Source organism: Oerskovia sp. NPDC057915 (genome assembly GCF_042887685.1).
In the GTDB taxonomy this organism is placed as follows: domain Bacteria; phylum Actinomycetota; class Actinomycetes; order Actinomycetales; family Cellulomonadaceae; genus Oerskovia.
On sequence record NZ_JBHVOS010000004.1, the window covers coordinates 59,813 to 83,850 of the forward strand.

The window sequence follows — 24,038 nt, forward strand, 5'->3', positions numbered from 1 at the left end:
TCCGCGCCGTTCCGCCACCTGTCGAGGACAACGCTACGCGGTCCGTCGACGACGGTCCCCGTGCAGGTGCCCGACGGGCGGGCAGGGCCGGCTCACGCGTCCTGCAGGCCCCCGGTGTCGCGGGCGTCGACCGTGTCGCGGGCGCCGACCGTGACCTGCCCGCGCTCGACCGCGGTGACGAGGTCCGAGAGCCGGACGATGCCCACCAGGTCCGGCCCGACCATGACGGGCAGCCGCAGCAGGGCGTGGCGTTCCATGATCCGCACGGCCTCCCGGGCCGGGTCCTGGGGGCTGAGGACCACGAGGTCCTCGGTGCACAGGTCGCCCACGGGATGGTCGGGCGAGGCGTCGGCGGCCAGCGCCCGCACGATGCTGCGGTCCGTGAGGATGCCGATCACGTCGCCGTCGTCGAGCACGACCGCGTCGCCGGAGTCGTCGTCGATCATGGTGCGTGCGGCCTGCGCGACGGTCGCGGTGCGCTCGACCGTGCAGAACGCCGTGGACATCAGCTGTGCGATGGTCGTCGGCATCGTCGCCTCCGGGATCCTTGCCAAGGACGTCGGTCGCTCCCCGGCCCGGTTCTCACCCTAGCCCCGCACGGGGCGGGACCGGCCGGGCCCGGCCGGGGCGCGCCGCTCACAGGCCCTTGCGCGTCGCGCGTGCGGCGTCAGAACACGGGCTTGCCGCCCGTGACACCGAGCACCGTCGCCGAGACGTAGCCCGCATCGGCGGGCGAGGCCAGGAAGACGAAGGCCGGCGCGACCTCGGCGGGCTGCCCGGCGCGCCCCAGCGGGGTATCGGCCCCGAACTGCTCGATCTTCTCCGGCGGCTGCGTCGCGGGCTGCAGCGGCGTCCAGATCGGCCCCGGCGCTACGGCGTTGACCCGGATGCCCCGCGCACCGACCTCGGCCGCGAGGTTGACCGTGAAGTTGTTGATCGCGGCCTTGGTCGACGCGTAGTCCAGGAGCGAGGTGGACGGCTGGTACGCCTGGATCGAGGAGACGTTGATGATCGACGCGCCCTCGCCCAGGTGCTCGAGCGCGGCCTGCGTCACCCAGAACAGCGCGTACAGGTTGGTCTTGAGCACCCGGTCAAGGTCCTCGCTCGTCACGTCGGCGATCGAGGACCGCCGCGCCATCTGGAATCCCGCGTTGTTCACGAGCACGTCCAGGCCCCCGAGCTGCTCGACCGCGCCGGCGACGACCGCGCGGCACGCCGGCTCCTCCCGCAGGTCCCCGGGCAGCAGGACGGCCGAGCGGCCCGCCTCCCGCACCCAGCGCGCGGTCTCCTCGGCGTCGACCTGCTCCTCGGGCAGGTAGCCGATCGCGACGTCGGCCCCCTCACGGGCGAACGCGATCGCGACCGCACGCCCGATGCCCGAGTCGCCACCGGTGACCAGCGCCCGCAGGCCCGTGAGCCGGCCCGAGCCCCGGTAGGACGACTCGCCGTGGTCGGGCAGCGGGTCCATGGGCGACGTCAGGCCCGGAGGCTCCTGCTGCTGAGCGGGGAAGGCGGGGGTCTGGTCGGGCACGGGATCCTCCTTCAGGTCGCCGTGCAGCGCACGCCGGTCGGCGGCCCGCTGCGGGCGAGGTGTTCTCGGGTCCCGTCCACGCTAGGACGGCGCTCGCGGACTCGCAGTGCGAGCGACCCTGCGGCGCGGACGACCCCGCGGTCGCGATGGCGGTCGCGCGGCGCGAGGCACCGCGAGCGGCCGTGCCGTACGGCCGGGGCGTGCGCGCCCGGTGGCAGGATGGCACCTGCCGGGCGCGACGGAGCGCCCGAGGATCGAGGTGGCCACGATGACCCAGGACGAGCGCGCCGACGAGCGCGCCGACGAGCGCGCCGACGAGCGCGCCGACGAGCGCGCCGACGAGCGGGCGGACGACGGCCGGGGCACGCGGGCCCCTCGCACGGGTCCGGTCGGCGCGACGCACGCCGCTCCCCGGGACGGGTCCGCGCACGACGTCGACGTGCTCGTGGTGGGGTCCGGCTTCGGCGGGTCCGTCGCGGCGCTGCGCCTGACGGAGAAGGGCTACCGCGTCGCCGTCCTGGAGGCGGGCCGACGCTTCGCCGACGAGGACTTCGCCGCGACGTCGTGGCATCTGCGCGAATTCCTGTGGGCCCCGCGCGTCGGCTGCCTCGGTATCCAGCGCGTCCACCGCCTGCGCGACGTCCTGGTCCTCGCGGGCGCAGGCGTGGGCGGCGGCTCGCTCGTGTACGCGAACACCCTGTACGAGCCCCTCGACGCGTTCTACACCGACCCAGCGTGGGGGCATCTGACCGACTGGAAGGCCGAGCTCGCGCCCTACTACGACCAGGCGCGGCGCATGCTGGGCGTGGTCACGTACGCGGGGCGCACCCCCGCCGACGACGCCATGGCCCAGGTCGCCCGCGAGATGGGTGTCGCGCACACCGTCACCGCCGCTCCCGTGGGCGTGCTGTTCGGGGAACCCGGGGCCCGGGTACCCGACCCGTTCTTCGGCGGCGCGGGCCCCGAGCGACGCGGCTGCCTCGAGTGCGGCCAGTGCATGACGGGGTGCCGCCACGGCGCCAAGAACACCCTCGTCAAGAACTACCTCCACCTCGCCGAGCGAGGCGGCGCCACGATCCACGCCCTGGAGACCGTCACCCGCATCGCCCCGCTGCCCGGTGGCGGCTACGAGATCACCTCTCGTCGCACCGACCAGCTCCTCGCCCGGCGCACCCGGTGGACCGCGGAGCACGTCGTCCTCGCCGCGGGCGCCCACGGCACGCAGCGCCTCCTGCACGCCCAGCGCGACGCCGGCACCCTTCCCGACCTCTCACCACGGCTCGGCATGCTCACCCGCACCAACTCCGAGGCGCTCCTGGGCGCGACGGCCGACCGGCGACGCCCGCCTGCCGCCCCGGTGCCCGACTACACGCGCGGCGTCGCGATCACCTCGTCCTTCCACCCCGACGCCCAGACGCACGTCGAACCCGTGCGCTACGGCCGCGGATCGAACGCCATGGCGCTCCTGCAGACCGTCCTCGTCACACCCCGCGGCGCTCGCGGCCTGCGCGGGGCCCGCAGCGGACGGCCCGACGGCGCCGCTCACCCCGGCCCGTCGCCCTCGCCCGCCGGATGGTTGCGCGAGCTGTGGACCCAGCGCCGCCGTCTGCCGGGCATGCTCGACCTGCGGGGCTGGTCCGAGCGCACCGTGATCGCCCTGGTCATGCAGAGCCACGACAACTCGCTGACGACGTACACGCGTCGCTCCTGGACGGGGCGGCGGCGCATGACCTCGCGGCAGGGGCACGGGGCGCCGAACCCCGGGTGGATCCCCGCCGCCCACGAGGCGGCCCGGCGGCTGGCCCGGGTCATGGGCGGGGCGCCGGGCGGGAGCATCGGGGAACCCTTCGGCATGCCGCTCACGGCGCACTTCCTGGGTGGGTGCGCGATCGGGGCCTCACGGGAGACTGGGGTGCTCGACGCCTACCAGCGAGTGTTCGGCCACGAGGGGCTGCACGTCCTGGACGGGTCGGCCGTGAGCGCGAACCTGGGCGTCAACCCGTCGCTGACGATCACGGCACAGGCCGAGCGTGCGGTGGCGCTGTGGCCCAACCGCGGCGATCAGGACCCCCGGCCGCCTCTCGGGAGCGGCTACCGACGGGTGGCCCCGGTCGCGCCGCGCTCCCCGCTCGTCCCGGCGGACGCCCCCGCGGCCCTGCGCCTTCCCGTGGTCCGGGTGACGCACGGCCGCACGCCCTGACGCGAGGTCAGGGCGGGGGAGAGGTGCCCTCGCCCCACGGGCGGGCAAGAAGTCGAACACGTGTTCGACGGCTTCTGCTCGAGGTGCCGATGGTGGTCGAACTGGTGTTCGAGTCGAGGCGGGCGGTGCGACCACAGGGATCGAACGCCTGTTCGATCCTGTAGGGGAGAGGCGGTGTCAGGAGGGGGCCGCGCCGTCGAGCTCGACGTCCACGACCACCGCCCGGTGATCCGACAACCCCGTGTCGACAGCCCGCCCCGGCCCGAGCGGACGCACCCCACCGTCCGCCAGGACATGATCGATCTGCAGCGTCGGGTGCGAGACCGGGTAGGACCGCGCCACGGCCAGCGGGCTCCACCCCGTGACGGTCGCCGGCACCTCGGAGCGCAGGTTCAGGTCCCCCAGCAGGACCAGCGGGCGCGGCGCCCCCGCCAGACCCGTCACCAGCCGGGCCAGCTGGTGCTCGCCCCACCCGTCGAGAAAGCTCAGATGGGTCGCCGCGACCGTCAACGGCCCCTGCGGAGTCAGCACGACCGCCACCACGGCCGTACGCGGCTCGTCGAGCCGCCACCGACGCGCCCGCTGGTCGGAGGCCCGCGGCAGAGGCCGCCACCACGGGCGGCGCGGCAAGGGCAGCACCCTCCACTCGAGCACCGGGAACCTCGACAGCAGGGCCACCCCGTACTGCGACCGCCCGCCCCCCGACCGCTGGTCCAACGTGGGAGCGAACCGGTGGTCGACCGCCCCCATCGCCTCGGCCGCCACTCGCGCCAGGTCCGCCCGCCCCGACCGGCGCTGGTTGCGGTCCACCTCCTGCAACGCCAGGACGTCCGCGTCGAGATCCGCCACGGCACGGGCGAAGCGGTCCACGTCCACCAGGTCGTCCACCGTGGACCGGCCGTGCAAGATGTTGAAGGTCACGAGTCGCATCGCACCGATTGTCCCCCCGCACGCGCCACCACGCTCGCCGCACCGGAACGCGCACCCGCCCCCGGCGGCAGCCCCACCCCGGCAGGCCTAGGCTCACGCCATGGCCAAGTACTTCGACGTCCACCCCGTCGACCCCCAGCCCCGCGCGATCGACCAGATCGTCACCCTCCTGCGCGACGACGCCCTCATCGCCTACCCCACGGACTCCTGCTACGCGCTCGGCGCCCGCATCGACTCCCACAGCGCCACCCAACGCATCCGCGACATCCGCCACCTCGGCGACAAGCACCACTTCACCCTCGTGTGCGCCGACTTCGCCCAGCTCGGCCAGCTCGTCAAGATCGACAACGCCGCCTTCCGCGCCATCAAGGCCTCCACCCCCGGCAGCTACACCTTCATCCTGCCCGCGACCGCCGAGGTGCCCCGACGCCTCGCACACCCCAAGAAGAAGACCGTCGGCGTCCGCATCCCCGACCACGCCGTCACCCAGGCCGTCCTGCGAGCCCTCGGCGAACCCCTGCTGTCCAGCACGCTCCTCCTGCCCGGGGAGGACGAACCCATGACCCAGGGCTGGGAGATCAAGGAAGCCCTCGACCACCAGGTCGACGCCGTCGTCGACTCCGGCGACTGCGGCACCGAACCCACCACCGTCGTCGACTTCTCCTCCGGCGTCGCCGAGGTCGTCCGCGTCGGCGCAGGAGACCCCACCCGCTTCGAGTGACCGACCGCGTGAGCAACGCCCCACCGGCCACCCGGCGCGACCACCCCCACCACCCCTAGCATCGACACCATGAGCAGCCAGGGCCTCACCCACTCCCAGCACAAGATGGCCGACGCGGGCGTCCACCCCACCGCGATCGACGTCTTCAGCCGCTTCTACGAGCTCCTCGACGGCGGTGCCACCGGCACCGTCCCCGAGGCCGACGTCGAACCCCTCACCGGCGTCACCCACCGCCACGACCTCGACGTCACCCCCGACGACGCAGCCACCGCCCTCTCCCGCACAGCACTCGTCAAGCTCAACGGAGGACTCGGCACCTCCATGGGCATGGACCGCGCCAAGTCGCTCCTCACCGTCCGCGACACGAGCGACGGACCGCTCACGTTCCTCGACATCATCGCCGGACAGGTCCGCGCCGCCCGCGCCGCCACCGGCGCACGCCTCCCGCTGCTCTTCATGAACAGCTTCCGCACCCGCGACGACACGCTCGCGGCGCTCGCGGCCTACCCGGACCTCGCGGTCGACGGTCTGCCGCTCCACTTCCTGCAGAACCGTGAGCCGAAGCTGCGCGCGGACGACCTCGAGCCCGTCGAGTGGCCCGCGGACCCCGACCTGGAGTGGTGCCCGCCCGGGCACGGCGACCTGTACACGGCCCTGGTGACGTCGGGGGCGCTCCAGCAGCTCCTGGACGCGGGCTACCTGTACGCGAGCGTCTCCAACTCGGACAACCTCGGCGCTGCCCCGGACGCGGCCATGGCCGGCTGGTTCGCGGCGTCCGGCGCCCCGTTCGCGGCCGAGGTGGCACGCAGGACCCCCGCGGACCGCAAGGGCGGTCACCTCGTGGTGCGACGCTCGGACGGGCGCCTGGTGCTGCGCGAGACCGCTCAGACGCCGCACGAGGACCTTGCCGCAGCAGGGGACATCGACCGTCACCGGTACTTCAACACGAACAACCTGTGGCTCGACCTGCGCGCGCTGTCCGCCGAGCTCGACCGCACCGGGGGAGTGCTCGAGCTGCCCCTGATCCGCAACCCCAAGACGGTCGATCCCACCGACCCGTCGTCGACGCCCGTGATCCAGGTCGAGTCCGCGATGGGCGCCGCGATCGAGGTCTTCGAGGGCTCGACCGTCATCGAGGTCGACCGCAGCCGCTTCCTGCCCGTCAAGGCGACGAGCGACCTGCTGCTGCTGCGCTCGGACGTGTACGAGCTCGGCGACGACTTCACGCTCGTGGCCCAGGTCGACGCGCCGCTCGTCGACCTCGACGGTGCGCACTACAAGCTCGTCGGCGACTTCGACGCGCGGTTCGGCCAGGGTGCACCGTCGTTGCGCGGGGCTCGCGGGCTCACCGTGCGCGGGGACTGGACGTTCGGCCGCGGGGTGGTCGCCGAGGGCGACGCTGTCCTGGAGGACGCGGGCGAGCCCTCGACCGTCCCGGACGGGGCGCACGTCGGCCCCGAGGGGATCGCGACCCGCTGACGGAGACGCGGCGGGTGCCCGGCGCCTCCTGCCCGGACGGGGCGGCGCGGCCGCACCCGCTGGGGGCCCACGAGACCGCTGACGGCCCGTGAGAGGTGCGTGGCGCCGTCGGACGGGTTCCTGCCGCCCGACGGCGCCACGCGGCCCGGGAGGGCCTCTTCCGTGGGCTCAGGGCGCTCAGGCGGGGACGTCGACGACCCGGCTGTCGCCGACGGCGGGGGAGATCGCCCCGCTCGACGCCGACGCGACGTCCGCGTCGAGCTCGGTGAGCCGTCCGGGCGGGACGAGGAGCCGGAACGTGGCCACGGCCGCGTAGTCGGTGCCCTCGAGCATCGCACCGTGGGCCTGGCACCACTCGTGGAGGAGGTTGCCGATCCGGCCGGCCTCGGCGTGCGGGACGTCGACCGTGACCTCGACCATGACCTCGCGGCGCAGCGCGGGCGCGAGGTCGAGGGTCTCGCTCACGGCGTTCGAGTAGGCGCGGACGAGGCCTCCCGCGCCGAGCAGCACCCCGCCGAAGTAGCGCGTGACGACCGCGACCAGGTCGGTCACGTGCCGGTGCCGCAGGACCTCGAGCATGGGGATACCTGCCGTGCCCGAGGGTTCGCCGTCGTCGCTCGAGCGCTGCTGGTCGGCGTGCGTGCCGACGACGAGCGCGGTGCAGTGGTGCCGGGCGTCCCAGTGCTCCTTGCGGACCCGCGCGATCACGGACTCGGCGTCGGAGACCGACGCGACGGGGTGCAGGAGCGTGAGGAAGCGGGATTTCTTGACCACGAGCTCGTGCTCGACGGGGCGGGCGATCGTCGACGGGAGCGGCGCGTTCTCGGAGGAGTGCTGGAGGGGGGCCATCGACGACCAGCCTAGGCGACCGGCAGGCGTGCAGGGCGAGCGGTGCGGGGGGTCTTCGAAGGCGACGCACCCTCCGTCACGGTTGAAAATAGTATGCCAAGCGGCTAGGTTCGCTCCATGGTCACCGACGCCGCCGACTCACCCCTCGAAGCCTCGACGAGCGAGGGACGCCCGGACGTCGGCCCGGCGCAGGGGCTCGCGCCGCGCTACCCGCGCCCGCCGGTCACCCGCGACGAGGCCGAGTGGGTCTGGCGGGAGCTGTCGGTCGGAGCGATGCACGCCTCGACCAAGCCGGAGATGGTGCGCCTGGCGGTCATCGTCGGCCTGACGCGTGCGACGGGGGCCAGGTACTCGGACCTGCTGCGCTGCACTGTCGACTCGCTCGACCTGGGGCCGACGGGCGCGCAGGCGGGGGAGGGGAGCGTCGTCGTGCAGCACGGCAAGCACCGCACCGTGCGCGAGCACCGGCTCGAGCCGGGCGTCGTCATGGTCCTGCGTCGCTGGATGGACGTCCGGGAGGAGCTGTGCTCCGAGCTGGAGGGGTCCGTGCCGCGTGCGCTGCTCCTGACGGTCCACCACACGCACGACAACGGCATCACCGTCGCGAGCGGGCTGCCCATCACGAAGCAGGGCCTGGTGCTGTCCTGGCGGCGCTTCGTGCAGCGCACCAACGCGCGGTACGGCGGCGTGCGGCCGCCGCTGCCGACGCGCTTCGAGCAGGTCCGTCGGGCGTGGCACGCGGAGGCTGCGGCGGAGCCGGCGGCCCAGCCCGTGCAGGGGTAGCAGGGCGCGGCCCGACGGGGGAGGTCACCCCTCGTGCGGATCGTCCGCGGGGGAGGGGCCGAGCTCCTGGAAGACCGTGATCTGCAGTCCGGCCGGGGCGTCGAGTCGCGCGTTGAGCGAGTCCCACGGGGTGCGGACAGGTGCTGCCACGAGCGACGCCCCGGCGTCGACCAGGTCGGTCGTGACGCCGGCCGCGTCGGTCACCTCGAACGCGACGCGGAGCCGGGGAGCGACCTGCCTGCCGACCTCGACGTCGTCGATCATGCGCTTCTGCGCGGGGTTGGCGATCTCCAGGGTGGCGCGACCCGCGTCGAGGATCGCGACCCGTGCGTCGCCGTCACCGGTGTACGCCTCGAGCTGGGGGAGGCCCAGGGCGTCGCGGTAGAAGGCGAGCGCCTGCTCGTAGTCCTGCGCCTCGACGACCAAGCGCAGCTGCAGGACGGGACGGGTCGGGTTGTCGGCCATGCGGCCACGGTAGGTCAGCCCGTGGCGGACTGCTCGTCGATCTCTTCACTGGTTAAAATAGTGTGCCAAGCGTAGAGACGACACATCCCACCTGGTCCGTCGACCCACCGAACAGCCCGGAGGAGCGGGGTCGACCCTCGGCCGGACGACGAGGCCCCTGCTCCGACCGGGGAGCAGGGGGCCTCGTCGTGCAGGTCACGGTCGGTCAGCGCCACCAGGTCCGCGGGACGGCGAGGGCGACCAGGCCGACGAGCGCGACGGTGGCCACGACGAGGAAGAACCCGTTCCTGCCGAGGCTCGAGGCCGCGAGCCCGACGAGCGCGAGCCCCTGGCACACGAGCTGGATCACGGCCGCGCGGCGCAGCTCCGGGACGAGGACCGCGCGCTCGACGCGGCCCTTGCGAGGCACGCGGGCAGCCCACCACGACGACCGCAGCACGAGGTGCGCGAGCGGGAGGAGCAGGAAGACGAGCGGGTCGAACGACTCGCCGCCCCCGAGCATCGCCAGGGCACCGACGAACAGCACCACCTGCGGTACCGGGGTGTGGGGGCGTGCCGTGACGAGGGCGGCGAGGACCAGGGCGACGGCCATGCTCCCCAGCAGCGACGGGACGAGCCTGTGCACGGTGAGGACGCCGAACAGGAAGGTCGCCCCGGTCATGAAGGCGCGCAGGACGTCCCCCGAGACGGCGGGCCCCGTGGTCACCTCTGTCACCGGTGGGCCCGCAGGCTTCTCGGGCGTGGCGGTGATGGGCGCGCTCATCGGGTCGTCCCTCGCTGGTTGCGGCGTTGGCGGCGGGCGGCGAGCTCGAGCGCGGCACGCGCCCCGCCACCGGCACTCATCGAGGAGGTCCAGGGGACGACCAGGACGCCGTCGCGTCGTATGGCCTCGAGGCGTTGCTCCCGCTCGAGGCGCGTGATGCGCCACGCGAGCACGACGCCCGGCTCGTCCCGGGGGACGTCGACGGTCGGCAGGATGTCGACCGCGACGACGGGGTGCCCTGTCGCCCGCCAGGTCTGCGCGATCATGGCGCTCTCGTCGTCGAGGAACGTCGAGAACATGTACACCAGCGCCGCCGCCGGGATCTGCGGTGGCCGCATGCGCCGACGAGGCTCCCCGATCGGATGGGCGAGGGCGAGTGCGTGGACGATCCGCTGGAGCTGCCGCTTGCCCGCCGCAGGCGGGAGCGGGCGTCGGATCCATCCCAGGTCCTCGAAACCGACCCGGTCCCCGCCGTCGAGCGCGGCCTGGGCGACCGACGCCGCGGCATGCCTGGCGATGTCCAGGGACGTCGCCCGATCCATCGGCAGGGGACCTCGCCCCCGCCACGTCGTGACGTCCGGACCCACCTCGTCCCGCGAGTCCAGGACGAGGACGACCGTCGCCTCGGCCGTCGCCTGGGTGCGCCGGACGTACAGCGTCTCGAGCCCGGGCGACCTGCGTGCGGTCGCACGCCAGTCGATGCGGCGCAGACGGTCGCCGGGGGCGAACGGGTGGACGTCGCGGAGCTCGGTCCCGTCGCCGAGACGCCGGGTCGTGTGCGGACCCGTGAGCCCGGCGAGCTGGCGCGGCAGGGGGAGCAGGCCGAGAGGTTGGGCGGTCGGCAGGACCAGCGTCCCCGGGGACTGGACCGCCGCCGGGACCGACTCGACGACCCCCTCCGCTCCCGACGCGACGTGGTCCACCCGGAACATCCGGTGCGGTCCGGTCCTCGCCGAGTGCGTCGTGAGGTCGAGCGTCCGTGTCCCGTCGACCAGCACCGTGACGTCGGCGTCCTCGTTCCCCGGGCTGGTGACGCGCAGGCGGACCGGTGTGGAGCCGTCGGGCGCGTCGAGACGAAGCCGCGACCTGAGGTCGCCGGGACGGGTGTCTGCGTCGAGCACGGGCTCGAACGTCGCCACCACGGCCTCGCCCTGCGGCCTGACGCTCCACCCCCACACCGCGCTGAGCAGCGCAGGAGCACCCAGGACGGCGATGTCCGCGCGACCCGCGAGCAGGCCCGTGGCGAGGAGCACCAGACCGAGCACGACGCCGGCGGCGAGGCTCGTCGTCTGCTGCCAGCTCGTCGGGCGCGTCGCCGTGGCGAGCGAGGTCATCGCGTCGCGGAAGCGACCGCAGCAGGGCCGGGGACGCGGTCGAGGATGGCGCGGACGATGGTCTGCGGCTGGGCGTTCGAGGCCCAGGCCGTCGGGGTCAGCGTGAGGCGGTGCGCGAGCACCGGGACCGCGACCCGCTTGACGTCCTCGGGCAGCACGTAGTCCCTGCCGTCGAGCGCGGCCACGGCGCGGGCGAGCAGCACCAGGTTCTGCGACCCGCGGGGCGACGCGCCCACCTCGAGCTGGGAGTCGGCGCGCGTGGCCGCGACGAGGTCCACGCAGTACGTGAGGACGTCGGGGTCGACGTCGGTCGCCTCGACCCCGGACTGCATCGCGAGCACGGTCCGGGCGTCGACGACCTGGCGGACCTCCGCCTGCTCGTCGCGCCGGTCGAGACGACGACGCAGCACCTCGCGCTCCTCGTCGCGGCCCGGGTACCCGACGCCGAGGCGCACCATGAACCGGTCGAGCTGGGCCTCGGGCAGCGGATACGTGCCCTCGTACTCCACGGGGTTCGACGTCGCGAGGACGTGGAACGGCCGCTGGAGCGGGTACGTGCTCCCCTCGATCGACACCTGCCGCTCGGCCATGGCCTCGAGGAGGGCGGACTGCGTCTTGGGTGCCGTCCGGTTGATCTCGTCCGCCAGGAAGATGCCCGTGAAGACCGGACCGGGTCGGAACACGAAGTCGGTCGTGGCCGGGTCGTACACCGAGGAGCCCGTGATGTCCGCGGGCAGCAGGTCCGGGGTGCACTGGAGCCGCGCGAAGTCGAGCCCCAGGGCGGTCGCGAGGCTCCGTGCGGCGAGCGTCTTGCCGAGCCCGGGCACGTCCTCGAACAGGACGTGCCCACCCGCCAGGATCGTGGCGAGCGCGAGCTCGAGCGAGTCCCGCATGCCGACCACGGCCGTGCCGACCTCGTCGAGGATGCGGCGGCCGTGCGCGGCCACCTCGGGGATGCTGAGCGCGGGGGCAGGGGAGTCCGTCATCGGGTTCGCCTCTCGGTGCGGGGAGCTGGTTCGTGCGCTGGACGTGCGGGTCGGCTGCTGCGGCCGACCGTCGTGCTGGTCAGGCGTCGGCGCGGGTCTGCTGCTCGTGAGCGCCTCGACCTCTTCCGACGGGCGTGCCGTCCGCGAGGTTCTCGATCGCGCCCACCCACGAGCGCAGGACCTTCATGGTCGGCGGGCGCAGGTCGGAGGTCATCTGCCGGTGGACCTGCTCGCCGAGCCTCGCCGAGGCCGCACGCACCTGGTCGGGGTCCGTGCTGCGGAGGTCTATGCCCTCGCCGGCGAGAGCCGTGGCCGCGAGCGCCCGCACGCGTTGGTGTGCGCGTTCGCTGACGCGTCCGTGGCTTCCGTGCATGGCCCAGGTGAGGTCGGAGAGGTCGCGGCGTGCGCCGTCGCGGTTGGTGTCGGGCAGTGCGTGGTGCTGGGGGTCGTGTCCGGCGTCGGTGCGTCGGGCGAGGACGAGGGCGATGAGGAGGGCGACGGTGAGGGCGATGGCGTGGGGGAGGTCGAGTCCGAGGTAGGCGAGGGTGATGCCGGTGGCGACGAGGAGCGTCGCGGGGGTGAGGATCTTCTTGTCGGTGGTGGGTCGGAGCTTCATCGCGTCTCTCCTCGGGGGGCCTGTGTGCCGGTGGTGGCGTGGTCCTGGGGTTCGTCGCTGTGGTGGGTGACGGGGGGCGTGAAGGCGACGGCGAGGCGTGCGAGGCAGTCGCGGGCGGCGTCGACGTCGTGGGGGGTGAGGGGGTGGGTGGTGAAGCGTGCCCGCTGGTAGAGCCTCAGGAGGGTGGTGACGGCGTCGGGGTCGGCGGGGGTGGCGTCGAGGACGGTCGTGGTGAACTCGGTGGGGGTCTGTGCGGGGTGCCGGCGGTGGCCGGTGTCGGCGGCGGCGTCCTCGAGCGCTATCCAGGCGGCGGTGACGGCGTCGCGGGGGGTGGCGGCGGTGTCGAGGAGGTGCTGGGCGTGCTGGACGCCGCGGCGGAGTGCGGGGAGCTGGACGGTGAGGTCGGGGGTGGTGGTGATGCTGGCGCCGGTGGCGACGTGGTCGTGGGGGGTGGGGGCGGGCGCGGCGGGTTCGCGGGTGCGGCGGCGCAGGTGCACGATCGCGAGGACGGCGAGCACGACGGCGACGAGTATCGCCAGGTAGGTCATGTACTCGCCGATGCTGAGGCCGGTCGCGCGCTCGTCGAGGCCTTCGCGGAAGAGCGCGGTGTCCTCGGAGCGGAGCACGGGTGGGGTGGGTGCGACGGTGCTGGGGATGGTCGTGACGGGCTCGAGCCGGAAGCTCCAGCGGTTCCCGGCGGCGGCGCCGACGAGGACGAGGGCGATCAGGACGACGACACCCCCAAGTCGCGTCCGGTTGCTCATGCTGGTCGGTTCCTCTCGGCGTGCACGCCGGCGGCTGCGGCGGTCAGGAAGGCGGCGGGGTCGTCGTCGAGCCCGCGTCCCATGGTGGACAGGCCCACGGGGGTGGTGCGCAGCGCTCCGAGGAGCGGGGCGTCGGCGTCGGCGTGGACGAGGTGGTGGCGTCCGTGGGGTGCGGCGAGGTGCGCGGCCTGCTCGGTGATGCGTGCGGTGAGGGCGGATCCCCACCCGGGGAGGGCCTCGATGTCGGCGCTTGGACGGGGGACGACGACGTCGCTGGCCGCGAGCGCCACGCGGCCGTAGGCGGTCAGGGAGTGGTGGGAGATGCCGAGGTGGCGGTCGCGGGGGTCTGCGCCGGAGACGCGCAGGGAGGCGACGGGGCGTCCGCCGAGGGTGGCGGCGGCGTTGAGGGCTTCACCGGCGGCGACGCCGGAGAAGCCCCAGCGGGTGCCGGTGCCGAGGTTGCCGGGGCCTTGGGTGACGATGGCGAGGTCGGCGCCGGTGACGTGGCGGGCGGCGAGGAGGCCGGTGTGGACGGTGACGGCTTCGTGGTCTCCGCCGTAGGCCTGGCCGACGGTGAGGCAGGTGTGGAGCCAGTCGGCGTCGCGCAGTGCGGCGATGGTGCGGGAGAACGCGGCGGGCAGGGCGCCGCCGTCGGTCATGACGTAGGCGATGCGTGGGGTGGGGCGTCCGTCCTGGGCGGCTGCGAGGCGGGCGCCGGCGGCGATGGCGGGCAGGGCGGAGTGGAGGTCGGCGACGACGACGGGCATGCCGTGGAGGTCGTCGGCGTCGCGCAGGGTGTCGTGGTGGGGGGACTCCTGCTCGTCGACGCCCAGCACGAGGGCCTGGAGGGGCGTGTAGCGGGCTTTGACGAGGTGTCCGGGCCCGGGGGCGGGGTCGGGGGGCAGCGTTCCGGGCAGGGCGACGACGAGGGCGTACCCGCCGGTGCCGAGGCCTCGGGCGAGCGCGGAGACGTTGAGGAGGACCTGGTCGCCGACCTGGGGTTCGCCGACGAGCTGCGGGTAGGCGAGGGCGCGCACGGTGCGGGGGCGTTCCTCGGTGCCGGGGGCGGTGGTGGCGGGCAGGGGTTCGTCGAGCTCGACGGTCACTTCCTGCGCGCCTTGCCATGCCCTGCCGCGGGAGATCACCCTTGCACTACGCCACGTCATCACACGGGTGAGGATAGCGTTCGTTAGCGTGGGTGCCGATGCCTGATCAGACGAGTCAACCAGTCAACCCTGCCACGAGGCTCTTGAACCTCGTGATCGCCCTCGTGAACACGAGCGTGTCGATGACGAAGCAGCAGATCCGGACGAGTGTCGCGGGGTATGGCGATGCGCCGTCCCCTGAGGCGTTCGAGCGGATGTTCGAGCGCGACAAGGACTCCTTGCGCGACCTCGGGATTCCGATCGTGACGGTCGACGCCGGGGGGCACAGCGACGACGTCGGGTACCGGATCGACCAGGACGCGTACGCGCTGCCTGCGGTCGACCTGACCCCGGCGGAGTTCGGGGTGCTGTCCCTGGCGGCGCAGTTCTGGCAGGACAAGACCTTGCGCACGGACATCTCGCGCGCCTTGACGAAGCTGCGGGCGGCGGGTGCGGGGGAGGTCGCGAACGACGCGGTCGCGGGCCTCGCTCCGCGGGTGCGGGCGGTGGGTGACGCGTACGGGCCTCTGCTCGACGCGATCGAGGCGCTGCGCCCGGTGTCGTTCACGTACCGGGCGGCCTCCACGGGCGAGGTGCGGGACCGCACGGTCGAGCCGTGGCGGATCGCGGCCCGCCGCGGAGGGTGGTACCTCCTCGGGTTCGACCGCGAGCGCCGGGCACCGCGTGCGTACCGGCTGAGCCGGATCGAGGGCCGGGTGCGTCTGCTGGGGCGTGCGGGAGCGTTCGTCATCCCGGACGGGGTGGACGTGGACGCGCTCCTGGGGGCGCGGGCCGGGCAGGAGCAGGTGGCGGCCCTGGCGATCGGGCCGGAGCGGGCCGAGGCGTTGCGGGCGCGTGGGCGCAGCGACGGTGACGGTCCGGGCGCGGGGCCGCGCGCGGACGGGCGTGACGTCGTGCACGTGTCGTTCACGAACCAGCACGCGTTCGCGGACGAGATCGCGGGGTACGGGGACGCGGTCGTGGTCCTGAGCCCTGCGGGGCCTGCGGGGCTGCGGGACGCGGTGGTGCGCCGGCTGGTGGCGGCGGCCCGCCTGGGGCGGGCGCCGGGCGCGGGGGCGCAGGGGAACGGTACGACGAGCACGGAGGAGCAGCGTGGCTGAGCGCGCGGACGACCGGTTGGTGCGACTGCTGGGCATCGTCAGCTATCTGGACGGTGCGGGTGGGGTCCCGGTCGAGGAGCTCGCTTCCCGGTTCGGGGTGACGACCCGGCAGATCGTGGAGGACGTCGACGCCCTGTGGGTCTCGGGCACCCCCGGGTACTGGCCGGACGACCTGATCGACTTCGACGCGGACTCCCTCGAGCGGGGCGTGGTGCGGCTCACGGAGGCGCGTGGCATGACGCGGCCCCTGCGGCTGGGCACGCGGGAGGCGGTCGCGCTGATCGCGGCCCTGCGTGCCATGGGGGAGACCCCGGCGGTGCGCTCGGACCGGGCGCGGGCCGACGTCGTCGCGTCCGTCCTGGACAAGCTCACCGGGGCGACGGGCGAGGCGGCCGCGGCCCTGGACGTGCGCCTGTCTCCTGACGGCGCCCCCGAGGTCGTCGCGGCGGTGTCCTCGGCGCTGGCGAACCGGCACCGGCTGCGCGTGCGGTACGTGACGAGCGCCGACGTCGTGTCCGAGCGGGAGATCGACCCCGTGGCGCTGCACACCCAGGACGCGTACTCCTACCTCCTCGCGTGGTGCCACCGTGCGCAGGGGCAGCGCACGTTCCGCCTCGACCGGCTCCTGGCCGCGACCGAGCTCGACGTCCCCGCGGGCGAGCACGACCTGCCGACCGAGGTCGACTTCACGCCCACGGGTGACGCGCCGCTCGCGACGATCACGTTCGCGAGCCCGGCGCGCTGGGTCGCGGAGCAGGTCCCCGTCGAGAAGGTCCGCAACCTGCCCGACGGCGCGTTCGAGGTCTCCCTGCGCGTCACCAATCCCGTGTGGTTGCGCCGCCTGCTCCTCGAGCACGCCCGCCACGTCCTGGCCGTGGCTCCCCAGGAGGTCGCCGACGACGTCGCGCAGGCCGCGAGCGCCGCCCTGGCCGCGTACGGGACGGGCGACGGGGACGGCGCGACCGGGCCGGCGGGGTCCGCGGGCGCATCGGCGAACTAGGCTGGGTCGTATGTGGTTCACCATCTGGTCGGTCCTGGTCGTCGGCACGCTCGTCGGCGCGTTCTTCCTGGGGCGCGACCTGTGGCGCAAGGCCAGGGCGTTGTTCGCGCAGATGTCGGAGTCGGCGCTCGTGATGGACCGGTTCGTGCGGCGCACGGACGAGATCACGGCGTCGTTGGCGGCGTCGGCGCCCAGCACGGCGCCCACCCTCTTCGACGACCCGGTCCTCCTGCACGAGCGGGTCGAGGAGCTGCGCGCGCAGCGCGCGGAGCGCCGGGTGGGACGCAGGACCCGCAACAAGGTGACGTGGGACCGGTGGCGCCGATTCAACGCGTAGGATCTGCGACAACAAGACTTGCGTCCGACTCCAAGGGAGCCATCTCATGGGCATGCTGAAGCCCTGGCACATCATCGTTCTTGTCGTCGTCGTCCTGCTCCTGTTCGGGGCGAAGCGACTTCCTGACCTGGCCCGCAGCGTGGGTCAGTCGCTCAAGATCTTCAAGAGCGAGGTCAAGGACCTGCGCGACGACGACAAGCCCGCGGAGCCTGCCGTCAAGGATGACGACGCCCCCAAGGCCTGATCCGTGGCCGGTTCGACGAAGACGGCCAGGTCCTCCGAGGGGCGCATGCCGCTGCGCGAGCACCTGCTCGAGATCCGCAAGCGGCTCTTCCTGGTCTCGTGCGGGCTCGTCGTGGGCGCGATCGGCGGCTGGTTCCTGTACGAGCCGCTGCTGTCTGCGCTCCAGGCGCCCCTCGAGGCGGCGGCGGCCGCGCAGAACAAGGTCATCAACCTGAACTACTCGGGCATGGCGACCGCGCTCGACATGAAGATCAAGGTCTCCTTGTTCCTCGGTGTGCTCGTGACGTGCCCGTGGTGGCTGTACCAGCTGTGGGCCTTCATCACGCCGGGCCTGACCCGCAAGGAACGCCGCTACGCCGTGGGCTTCCTGGGGGCATCGGTGCCCCTGTTCCTCGGCGGTGTCGCCCTGGCCTGGTGGGTCCTGCCGCACGCGGTCGACATCCTCGCGGCGTTCGTGCCCGAGGGCGCGACGAACCTCACCGACGCGCAGGGCTACCTGAGCTTCGTGATGCGCCTGGTCCTGGCGTTCGGGCTCGCGTTCGTCCTGCCCGTGGTGCTGGTCGCCCTGAACTTCGCGGGCCTGGTCCGCTCCACGGCCCTGCTCGCCGGGTGGCGCTGGGCCGTCCTCATCGCGTTCGTCTTCGCGGCCGTCATGACCCCCACGCCCGACGCGCTCACGATGATCTTCGTCGCGCTGCCCATCTGCGTCCTGTACTTCGGCGCCGTCGGGATCGCGATCCTGCGCGACCGCAGCACCGACAAGCGCCGCGCCGCCGCGCTCTCCGGTGCCTGACCGGGCACAGCCCCGCCCCGCCCGCCTCGCCGTCGTCGTCAACCCGACGGCCGACCGCGGGCGGGGCCGGGGCGACGGGGCGCGCACCCTCGCGCTCCTGCGCGAGGCCGGGCACCACGTCCTGGACCTGAGCGCCCCCAACGCGCCCCTCGCCCTCGAGAACGCCCGCGACGCCGTCGCCGGGCGCACGAACGGGCGCACGAAGGGTGCCGGGCAGGGCGGCACCGCCCCGGTCGACGCGCTCGTCGTCGTCGGCGGGGACGGCATGGTCCACCTCGGCGTCAACGCGGTCGCCGGGACCGGCATCCCCCTCGGCGTCGTCGCCGCCGGCACGGGCAACGACTTCGCGTCAGCCCTCGACCTGCCCGTGCACGACGTCCCCGCCGCCGTCACGCTCCTCCTCGACGCCCTGTCGGCCCGCAGCACGGGCACGGGCGGCGTGCGGGTCGTGGACGCCGCCCGCGCCGAACCCCTCGACGCCGACCTCAACCCGCGCCCCGGGCGCGGCCGCTGGTTCTGCGGCGTCCTGTCCGCGGGCCTCGACGCCGCCGTCAACGCCCACGCCAACGCCCTGACGTGGCCGCGGGGCAGCGCCAAGTACGTGCGCGCCGTCGCGTCCGAGCTCGCCCGGTTCCGGCCCTACGGGTACCGCATCACCGCGGACCTCGCCCCGGGCACTGCGCCCGACGACGTCGCTCACCCGTTCGTGTGGACCTCACCGGGGACCGTGGTCGCCGTCGCCAACGGGCACCGCTTCGGCGGCGGCGTCCAGATCGCTCCCGACGCCCAGGTCGACGACGGGCTCCTCGACCTGGTCACCGCCGGACCCCTGACCCGCCTCGGCGCCGCCCGCGTGTTCCCCGGCATGTACCAGGGCAAGCACGTGCACCACCCCGCCGTCGACGTCCGACGCGCCACGACCGTCCTCCTCGAGGCCACCGACGACGGCCGACCACCACCCCCGGCGTTCGCCGACGGGGAACGCATCTCCCACCTGCCCGTGCGCGTCACGATCGCCCCCGGCGCCCTGCACGTCCTCGACGGGCGCGTCACCGGCACTCCGGGTACCTGACGCCGAAAAGCCCCACGGACCGACACCCCCGGACCGTAGGGTGGTGGCATGACCGCAGCACCCCGCACCGCAGGCACCGCAGGACACGACGACACCGACGGCCTGACGAGCCCCGCGGAGCGGTACGCGGCCTCGCGCGCACTCCAGGCCGCCTCCCGCACCCAGCTCGCCGCGTTCCGCGAGGTCGTCGGCTTCCCGTTCGACGACTTCCAGGTCCGCGCCTGCCAGGCCCTCGAAGAAGGACGCGGCGTCCTCGTCGCCGCCCCCACCGGCGCGGGCAAGACCGTCGTGGGGGAGTTCGCCGTCCACCTCGCGCTCGCCGGCGGCCGCAAGGCCTTCTACACGACCCCCATCAAGGCGCTGTCCAACCAGAAGTACGCCGACCTCGCTCGCCGCCACGGACCCGACCAGGTGGGCCTGCTCACGGGCGACACGTCCATCAACGGCGACGCCCCGATCGTCGTCATGACCACCGAGGTCCTGCGCAACATGCTCTACGCGGGCTCGCGCGCCCTCGACGGCCTCGCGTTCGTCGTCATGGACGAGGTCCACTACCTCGCCGACCGCTTCCGCGGACCCGTGTGGGAAGAGGTCATCATCCACCTCGACGACGACGTCCAGCTCGTGTCCCTGTCCGCGACGGTGTCCAACGCCGAGGAGTTCGGCGACTGGCTCGAGATGGTGCGCGGCGACACCGCCGTCATCGTCAGCGAGCGCCGCCCCGTCCCGCTGTGGCAGCACGTCCTCGTCGGCTCACGTCACCGCGGCCCCCGCACCCCGGGCGAGGTCGTGCGCCCCGGCACCGGGGCCGACCTGATCGACCTGTACGCGGGGCACGTCGACCCCACCGACCCGGGCGTCAACCCGCCCATCAACCCCGACCTGCTCGCGGCGTTCCGCAGCGGGGCGCGCGACGGCGGGTACCCGGGGCGGGGCGGGCGCGGCGGTGACCGCGGCTACCGGGGGCGGGGGAGCCGCGGCGGGTCAGGGAGCCACCGGGGAGGACCGGGCGAGGGGGGCGGGCGCCGTACCCCGCCCCGGTTCGCCGTCGTCGACGCCCTGGACGCCGACGGGCTGCTGCCCGCGATCTTCTTCATCTTCTCCCGCGCAGGGTGCGAGGCCGCCGTGACCCAGTGCCTGGCCGCCGGGCTGCGCCTGACCACGCCCGCGCAGGAGGCCGAGATCCGCGCGACCGTCGAGGCCCGCAGCGCGACGCTGCCCGCCGAGGACCTCGACGTCCTCGGGTACTGGACGTGGAGCGAGTCCCTCGCGCGCGGCGTCGCCGCCCACCACGCGGGCATGCTGCCCATCTTCAAGGAGATCGTCGAGGACCTGTTCAGCCGGGGCCTGGTCAAGGTCGTGTTCGCGACCGAGACCCTCGCCCTCGGCATCAACATGCCCGCCCGCTCCGTCGTCCTCGAGAAGCTGGTCAAGTGGGACGGGACCTCGCACGTCGACATGACCCCGGGGGAGTACACCCAGCTCACGGGCCGCGCCGGGCGCCGCGGCATCGACGTCGAGGGGCACGCCGTCGTCGTCGACCACCCCGGCCTCGACCCCGTCGCCCTCGCGGGCCTCGCGTCCAAGCGCCTGTACCCGCTCAAGTCCTCGTTCCGCCCCACGTACAACATGGCCGTCAACCTCGTCGCGCAGGTCGGCCGGGAGCGTGCCCGCGACGTCCTGGAGACGTCGTTCGCGCAGTTCCAGGCCGACCGTGGCGTCGTGGGCCTCGCCAAGCAGGCGCAGGCGCACGCCGAGGCCCTCGAGGGGTACGCGCAGGCCATGACGTGCGACCGGGGCGACTTCGGCGAGTACGCCAGGCTGCGGCGTGCGATCGCGACCCGTGAGGCCGACCTGTCGAAGTCTGCGCAGCGGGCGCGGCGCGCCCAGGTCGTCGCAGACTTCGAGAACCTGCGCGTCGGCGACGTCGTCGAGCTGCCCACGGGGCGGCGCGCCGGGTACGTCGTCGTGCTCGACCCCGGCAAGGACGGCGGCTTCGACGGCCCCCGCCCCACCGTCCTGACCGAGGACAAGCACGTCAAGAAGCTCACCGTCGCCGACGCCCCCTCCGGGATCCGCACGGTCGGCACCGTCCGCATCCCGAAGTCGTTCAACCCGCGCGTGCCCGCCGCCCGCCGCGACCTGGCCTCCTCGCTGCGCAACGCGCTCGGCGCGTTCGTCGACACCCCCGGCGCCCCCGCCCGCGGCAAGGCGGCGCCCACCGTGCGGTCGGCCGCGGCCGACGACAAGGAGCTCAGCCGCCTCCGCGCGGCCCTGCGCGCCCACCCCTGCCACGACTGCCCCGAGCGCGAGGACCACGCCCGCTGGTCCGAGCGGTGGGCAAAGCTCAAGAAGGAGCACGACGCCCTCGTGCGGCGCGTCGAAGGACGCACCGGCTCGATCGCGCGCGTCTTCGACCGCATCTGCGACATCCTCACGGGCCTCGGGTACCTGGAGATCGACCCCCACCCGGCCGGCGGAGGAGCGCTCGTGGACGCCCCGGTCGACGGCGCCCAACCCGCCACCCCGCGCCCCCGGGCCGGGCGCGCCCCGGCACCCGACGTCCGGATCACCGACGCCGGGCAGTGGTTGCGCAGGCTCTACGCCGAGAACGACCTGCTGCTCGCCGAGTGCCTGCGCCGCGGCGTGTGGGACGAGCTCGACCCCGCCGGGCTCGCCGCCGTCGTCTCGACGCTCGTCTTCTCCGCCCGCCGCGACGAGGCGGGCGAGCCCTACGTCCCCGGCGGCCCCCAGGGGAAGCTCGCGCGCGCCCTCGACCAGACCGTCGTCGTGTGGTCCGAGGTCGACGACCTCGAGGAGTCCCACCACATCGACGCGACCGGCACCCTCGACCTCGGCATCGTCGCGGCCGTGCACCGGTGGGCCAGCGGCCGCAGCCTCGACGCCGTCCTGCGCGGCTCCGAGCTCGCCGCCGGGGACTTCGTGCGCTGGTGCAAGCAGATCATCGACGTGCTCGACCAGCTCGCGACCGCCGCCCCCACCCCGGCGATGCGCAAGACCGCCGTCCGTGCCATCGAGGCCGTCCGCCGCGGGGTCGTGGCCTACTCCAGCGTGTGACCTTCGCGTCACGCACGCCCGGCGCACCCCGCGAAAGGGGCGCGCCGGGCACGGCGTGGCTTATCGTGTGGTTTCGTGGCCTCCACCCTGTACCGCAACGGTGTCATTCACTCCTCGACCGACCCCTTCGCCGAGGCGATGCTCGTCGACGGCGGGGTGATCACCTGGATCGGCGCGAACGACACCGCCGCCGGGCTCGCCGCCCGCGCCGACCGCGTCGTCGACCTCGACGGCGCACTCGTCGCCCCCGGGTTCGTCGACTCCCACGTCCACGTCCTCGAGACCGGCCTCGCCCTCGCGGGCGTCGAGCTGTCCGCGAGCGCCGGCGTCACGTCCCTGGCCGGTGCGCTCGACGCGCTGCACGCCGCGGTCGAGGCTCGCCCGGCCTCCGAGGCGGACGACGTGGTCCTCGCGTTCGGGTGGGACGAGCAGGAGTGGCCCGAGCACCGGGCCCCGACGCGGCACGAGCTCGACGCGGCGTGCGGGGGAGCGCTCGTGTACGCGGCGCGCGTCGACGTGCACTCCGCCGTGGTCTCGACGTCGCTCGCGCAGCGGGCGGGCCTCGAGGGGCGCCAGGGGTGGACGGAGAGCGGTTGGGTCACGCTGGACGCGCACCATGCCGCCCGGGACGCGGCCCGTGCCATGAACCCTGAGCGTCGCACCGCGGTCTACCGTGCGGCGCTGGACGCGGCCGCGCGGCGCGGCATCGTGTCGGTGCACGAGAACAGCGCCCCCTCGATCGACACCCGTGACGGGTTGCGCGAGCTCATGGCCCTCACGGGGGACCCGCAGGGCGCGCTGCCGCACCTGGTCGCGTACCGGGGCGAGCTGTGCACCACCCCCGACGACGCGCGCGCACTCCTCGCCGACCTGCCGGGCCTGGCGGGCATCGCGGGGGACCTGAACGTCGACGGGTCCCTCGGGTCCCGCACCGCGGCGCTGCGGCACCCGTACTCCGACCTCACGGGCACTCCCGGAGAGGCGGGGCCCGACGGGCGCGGCAACCAGTACCTCACCGCCGAGCAGATCGCGGCGCACCTGTCCGCCGTCGCCGCTGCGGGCACCCAGGGCGGGTTCCACGTCATCGGGGACCGGGCCATGGACGAGTTCCTCGTGGGCCTGCGCGCCGCGGCCGAGGCGGACGGCGCGGCCGCGCACCGTCGTGCGGCGCACCGCGTCGAGCACGCGCTGTTCGTCGACACCAACGCCCTCTCGACGCTCCTGCTGTTCGGGGTGTCGCTGTCCATCCAGCCGGTGTTCGACGCCGCCTGGGGCGGCCCCGACGGCATGTACGCCGCACGCCTGGGGCCCACGCGTGTCGCCGGCCTCTCGCCGTTCGCGGACCTCGCCGGGGCTGGCGTCCCGCTCGCGTTCGGCTCCGACTCTCCCGTGACCGCGATGGACCCCTGGTCCGCGGTCCGGGCCGCGATGTCGCACGCCGACCCCGACCAGCGCATCTCCGCGCGGGCCGCGTTCCGTGCGCACACGCGCGGGGGCTGGCGCATCGCGGGCCTCGACCACACGGGAGCGGGCCAGCTGCGCGTCGGGGCGCCCGCCCACCTCGCGGTCTGGCGTGCCGAGCACCTCGCCGTGCAGGGGACGGGCACGTCGGTGTCGTCCTGGAGCACGGACGCCCGCTCCGGGACGCCCCTGCTGCCGGACCTCACCGACGACGCGCCCGACCCGACGTGCCTGCAGACGGTGCGCGACGGCGTCGTGCTGTACGACACGTTCGACTGAGCCACCGGCCGGGCCGGTCGCGCCACGTGCGCGTCGTGCGCCGCGCCCTCGTGCGGGTGAGACCGGTCGCACCCCGGCGGGTCACCGG

23 protein-coding genes are annotated in these 24,038 nt (G+C 74.1%); 12 read left to right on the forward strand and 11 right to left on the reverse strand.

All coding sequences use genetic code 11. The features are described 5' to 3' along the window. Nucleotides 1–92: 92 nt before the first annotated feature. Both ACFVQ3_RS03845 and ACFVQ3_RS03850 read right to left on the reverse strand, forming a co-directional pair. On the reverse strand, nt 93–530 hold the full coding sequence (locus tag ACFVQ3_RS03845; protein WP_387635289.1) for a cyclic nucleotide-binding/CBS domain-containing protein: 438 nt from the start codon (nt 528–530) through the stop codon (nt 93–95). A gap of 137 nt (nt 531–667) precedes the next feature. Next, entirely contained in the window at nt 668–1,468 is an 801-nt protein-coding gene (locus ACFVQ3_RS03850) for an SDR family oxidoreductase (protein ID WP_387635628.1), read from the reverse strand. Between the two features lie 331 nt (nt 1,469–1,799). Here ACFVQ3_RS03850 and ACFVQ3_RS03855 point away from each other — a divergent pair, with 331 nt between their 5' ends. Further along, nucleotides 1,800–3,731 (forward strand): FAD-dependent oxidoreductase, encoded by a 1,932-nt coding sequence (locus ACFVQ3_RS03855; protein WP_387635292.1) that lies wholly within the window; start codon nt 1,800–1,802, stop codon nt 3,729–3,731. Nucleotides 3,732–3,908: 177 nt separating this feature from the next. Here ACFVQ3_RS03855 and ACFVQ3_RS03860 read toward each other — a convergent pair whose 3' ends face one another. Further along, nucleotides 3,909–4,661: an endonuclease/exonuclease/phosphatase family protein gene (locus tag ACFVQ3_RS03860; RefSeq protein ID WP_387635295.1), complete on the reverse strand. Its 753-nt coding sequence runs from the start codon at nt 4,659–4,661 to the stop codon at nt 3,909–3,911. 100 nt (nt 4,662–4,761) lie between these two features. Here ACFVQ3_RS03860 and ACFVQ3_RS03865 point away from each other — a divergent pair, with 100 nt between their 5' ends. Beyond that, nucleotides 4,762–5,382 carry an L-threonylcarbamoyladenylate synthase gene (locus ACFVQ3_RS03865; RefSeq protein ID WP_387635298.1) on the forward strand — a complete coding sequence of 207 codons (621 nt, stop codon included), beginning with the start codon at nt 4,762–4,764 and terminating at the stop codon, nt 5,380–5,382. 69 nt (nt 5,383–5,451) lie between these two features. Continuing rightward, nucleotides 5,452–6,861, forward strand: a complete 1,410-nt coding sequence (locus ACFVQ3_RS03870) for a UTP--glucose-1-phosphate uridylyltransferase (protein ID WP_387635301.1) — start codon at nt 5,452–5,454, stop codon at nt 6,859–6,861. 177 nt (nt 6,862–7,038) lie between these two features. Here the strand turns inward: ACFVQ3_RS03870 and ACFVQ3_RS03875 are convergent, their stop codons facing one another. Continuing rightward, a complete protein-coding gene (locus tag ACFVQ3_RS03875; RefSeq protein WP_387635303.1) occupies nt 7,039–7,710 on the reverse strand; it encodes a YigZ family protein in 672 nt (223 codons plus the stop codon). A gap of 117 nt (nt 7,711–7,827) precedes the next feature. Between ACFVQ3_RS03875 and ACFVQ3_RS03880 the strand changes: the two genes are divergently transcribed. Continuing rightward, nucleotides 7,828–8,493, forward strand: a complete 666-nt coding sequence (locus ACFVQ3_RS03880; protein ID WP_387635306.1) for a tyrosine-type recombinase/integrase — start codon at nt 7,828–7,830, stop codon at nt 8,491–8,493. 24 nt (nt 8,494–8,517) lie between these two features. Here the strand turns inward: ACFVQ3_RS03880 and ACFVQ3_RS03885 are convergent, their stop codons facing one another. The 7 genes from ACFVQ3_RS03885 to ACFVQ3_RS03915 all read right to left on the reverse strand — a co-directional run bounded on the left by ACFVQ3_RS03885 (nt 8,518) and on the right by ACFVQ3_RS03915 (nt 14,590). Beyond that, nucleotides 8,518–8,958, reverse strand: a complete 441-nt coding sequence (locus ACFVQ3_RS03885; protein ID WP_387635309.1) for a VOC family protein — start codon at nt 8,956–8,958, stop codon at nt 8,518–8,520. 205 nt (nt 8,959–9,163) lie between these two features. Continuing rightward, nucleotides 9,164–9,721: a hypothetical protein gene (locus ACFVQ3_RS03890; RefSeq protein WP_387635312.1), complete on the reverse strand. Its 558-nt coding sequence runs from the start codon at nt 9,719–9,721 to the stop codon at nt 9,164–9,166. Continuing rightward, nucleotides 9,718–11,055 carry a DUF58 domain-containing protein gene (locus tag ACFVQ3_RS03895; RefSeq protein ID WP_387635315.1) on the reverse strand — a complete coding sequence of 446 codons (1,338 nt, stop codon included), beginning with the start codon at nt 11,053–11,055 and terminating at the stop codon, nt 9,718–9,720. The genes ACFVQ3_RS03890 and ACFVQ3_RS03895 overlap by 4 nt, the downstream gene beginning before the upstream one ends. Continuing rightward, a complete protein-coding gene (locus ACFVQ3_RS03900; protein ID WP_387635318.1) occupies nt 11,052–12,041 on the reverse strand; it encodes an AAA family ATPase in 990 nt (329 codons plus the stop codon). The genes ACFVQ3_RS03895 and ACFVQ3_RS03900 overlap by 4 nt, the downstream gene beginning before the upstream one ends. 79 nt (nt 12,042–12,120) lie before the next feature. Continuing rightward, on the reverse strand, nt 12,121–12,657 hold the full coding sequence (locus ACFVQ3_RS03905) for a hypothetical protein (protein WP_387635320.1): 537 nt from the start codon (nt 12,655–12,657) through the stop codon (nt 12,121–12,123). Continuing rightward, a complete protein-coding gene (locus ACFVQ3_RS03910) occupies nt 12,654–13,421 on the reverse strand; it encodes a DUF4129 domain-containing protein (RefSeq protein WP_387635323.1) in 768 nt (255 codons plus the stop codon). The genes ACFVQ3_RS03905 and ACFVQ3_RS03910 overlap by 4 nt, the downstream gene beginning before the upstream one ends. Next, nucleotides 13,418–14,590, reverse strand: a complete 1,173-nt coding sequence (locus ACFVQ3_RS03915) for a DUF3866 family protein (RefSeq protein WP_387635326.1) — start codon at nt 14,588–14,590, stop codon at nt 13,418–13,420. Before ACFVQ3_RS03915 ends, ACFVQ3_RS03910 begins: the two co-directional genes overlap by 4 nt. Nucleotides 14,591–14,709: 119 nt before the next feature. On the opposite strand from ACFVQ3_RS03915, the gene ACFVQ3_RS03920 reads away from it, so the two are divergent. The 8 genes from ACFVQ3_RS03920 to ACFVQ3_RS03955 all read left to right on the forward strand — a co-directional run bounded on the left by ACFVQ3_RS03920 (nt 14,710) and on the right by ACFVQ3_RS03955 (nt 23,950). Then, a complete protein-coding gene (locus ACFVQ3_RS03920; protein ID WP_387635328.1) occupies nt 14,710–15,687 on the forward strand; it encodes a helix-turn-helix transcriptional regulator in 978 nt (325 codons plus the stop codon). Then, nucleotides 15,680–16,687: a helix-turn-helix transcriptional regulator gene (locus ACFVQ3_RS03925; protein WP_387635331.1), complete on the forward strand. Its 1,008-nt coding sequence runs from the start codon at nt 15,680–15,682 to the stop codon at nt 16,685–16,687. Before ACFVQ3_RS03920 ends, ACFVQ3_RS03925 begins: the two co-directional genes overlap by 8 nt. 10 nt (nt 16,688–16,697) lie before the next feature. Continuing rightward, nucleotides 16,698–17,024, forward strand: coding sequence for a hypothetical protein (locus ACFVQ3_RS03930; RefSeq protein WP_387635333.1), 327 nt, complete (start codon nt 16,698–16,700; stop codon nt 17,022–17,024). A gap of 46 nt (nt 17,025–17,070) precedes the next feature. Next, entirely contained in the window at nt 17,071–17,268 is a 198-nt protein-coding gene (gene tatA, locus ACFVQ3_RS03935; RefSeq protein ID WP_036571710.1) for a Sec-independent protein translocase subunit TatA, read from the forward strand. Between the two features lie 3 nt (nt 17,269–17,271). After that, nucleotides 17,272–18,060, forward strand: a complete 789-nt coding sequence (gene tatC, locus ACFVQ3_RS03940) for a twin-arginine translocase subunit TatC (RefSeq protein WP_387635335.1) — start codon at nt 17,272–17,274, stop codon at nt 18,058–18,060. Then, complete coding sequence (locus ACFVQ3_RS03945) at nt 18,053–19,132, forward strand: diacylglycerol/lipid kinase family protein (RefSeq protein WP_387635337.1); 1,080 nt, start codon at nt 18,053–18,055, stop codon at nt 19,130–19,132. The genes tatC and ACFVQ3_RS03945 overlap by 8 nt, the downstream gene beginning before the upstream one ends. A 48-nt stretch (nt 19,133–19,180) precedes the next feature. Beyond that, a complete protein-coding gene (locus tag ACFVQ3_RS03950) occupies nt 19,181–22,210 on the forward strand; it encodes a DEAD/DEAH box helicase (protein ID WP_387635339.1) in 3,030 nt (1,009 codons plus the stop codon). A gap of 75 nt (nt 22,211–22,285) precedes the next feature. Then, nucleotides 22,286–23,950 (forward strand): amidohydrolase, encoded by a 1,665-nt coding sequence (locus ACFVQ3_RS03955; RefSeq protein ID WP_387635342.1) that lies wholly within the window; start codon nt 22,286–22,288, stop codon nt 23,948–23,950. Nucleotides 23,951–24,038: the final 88 nt, after the last annotated feature.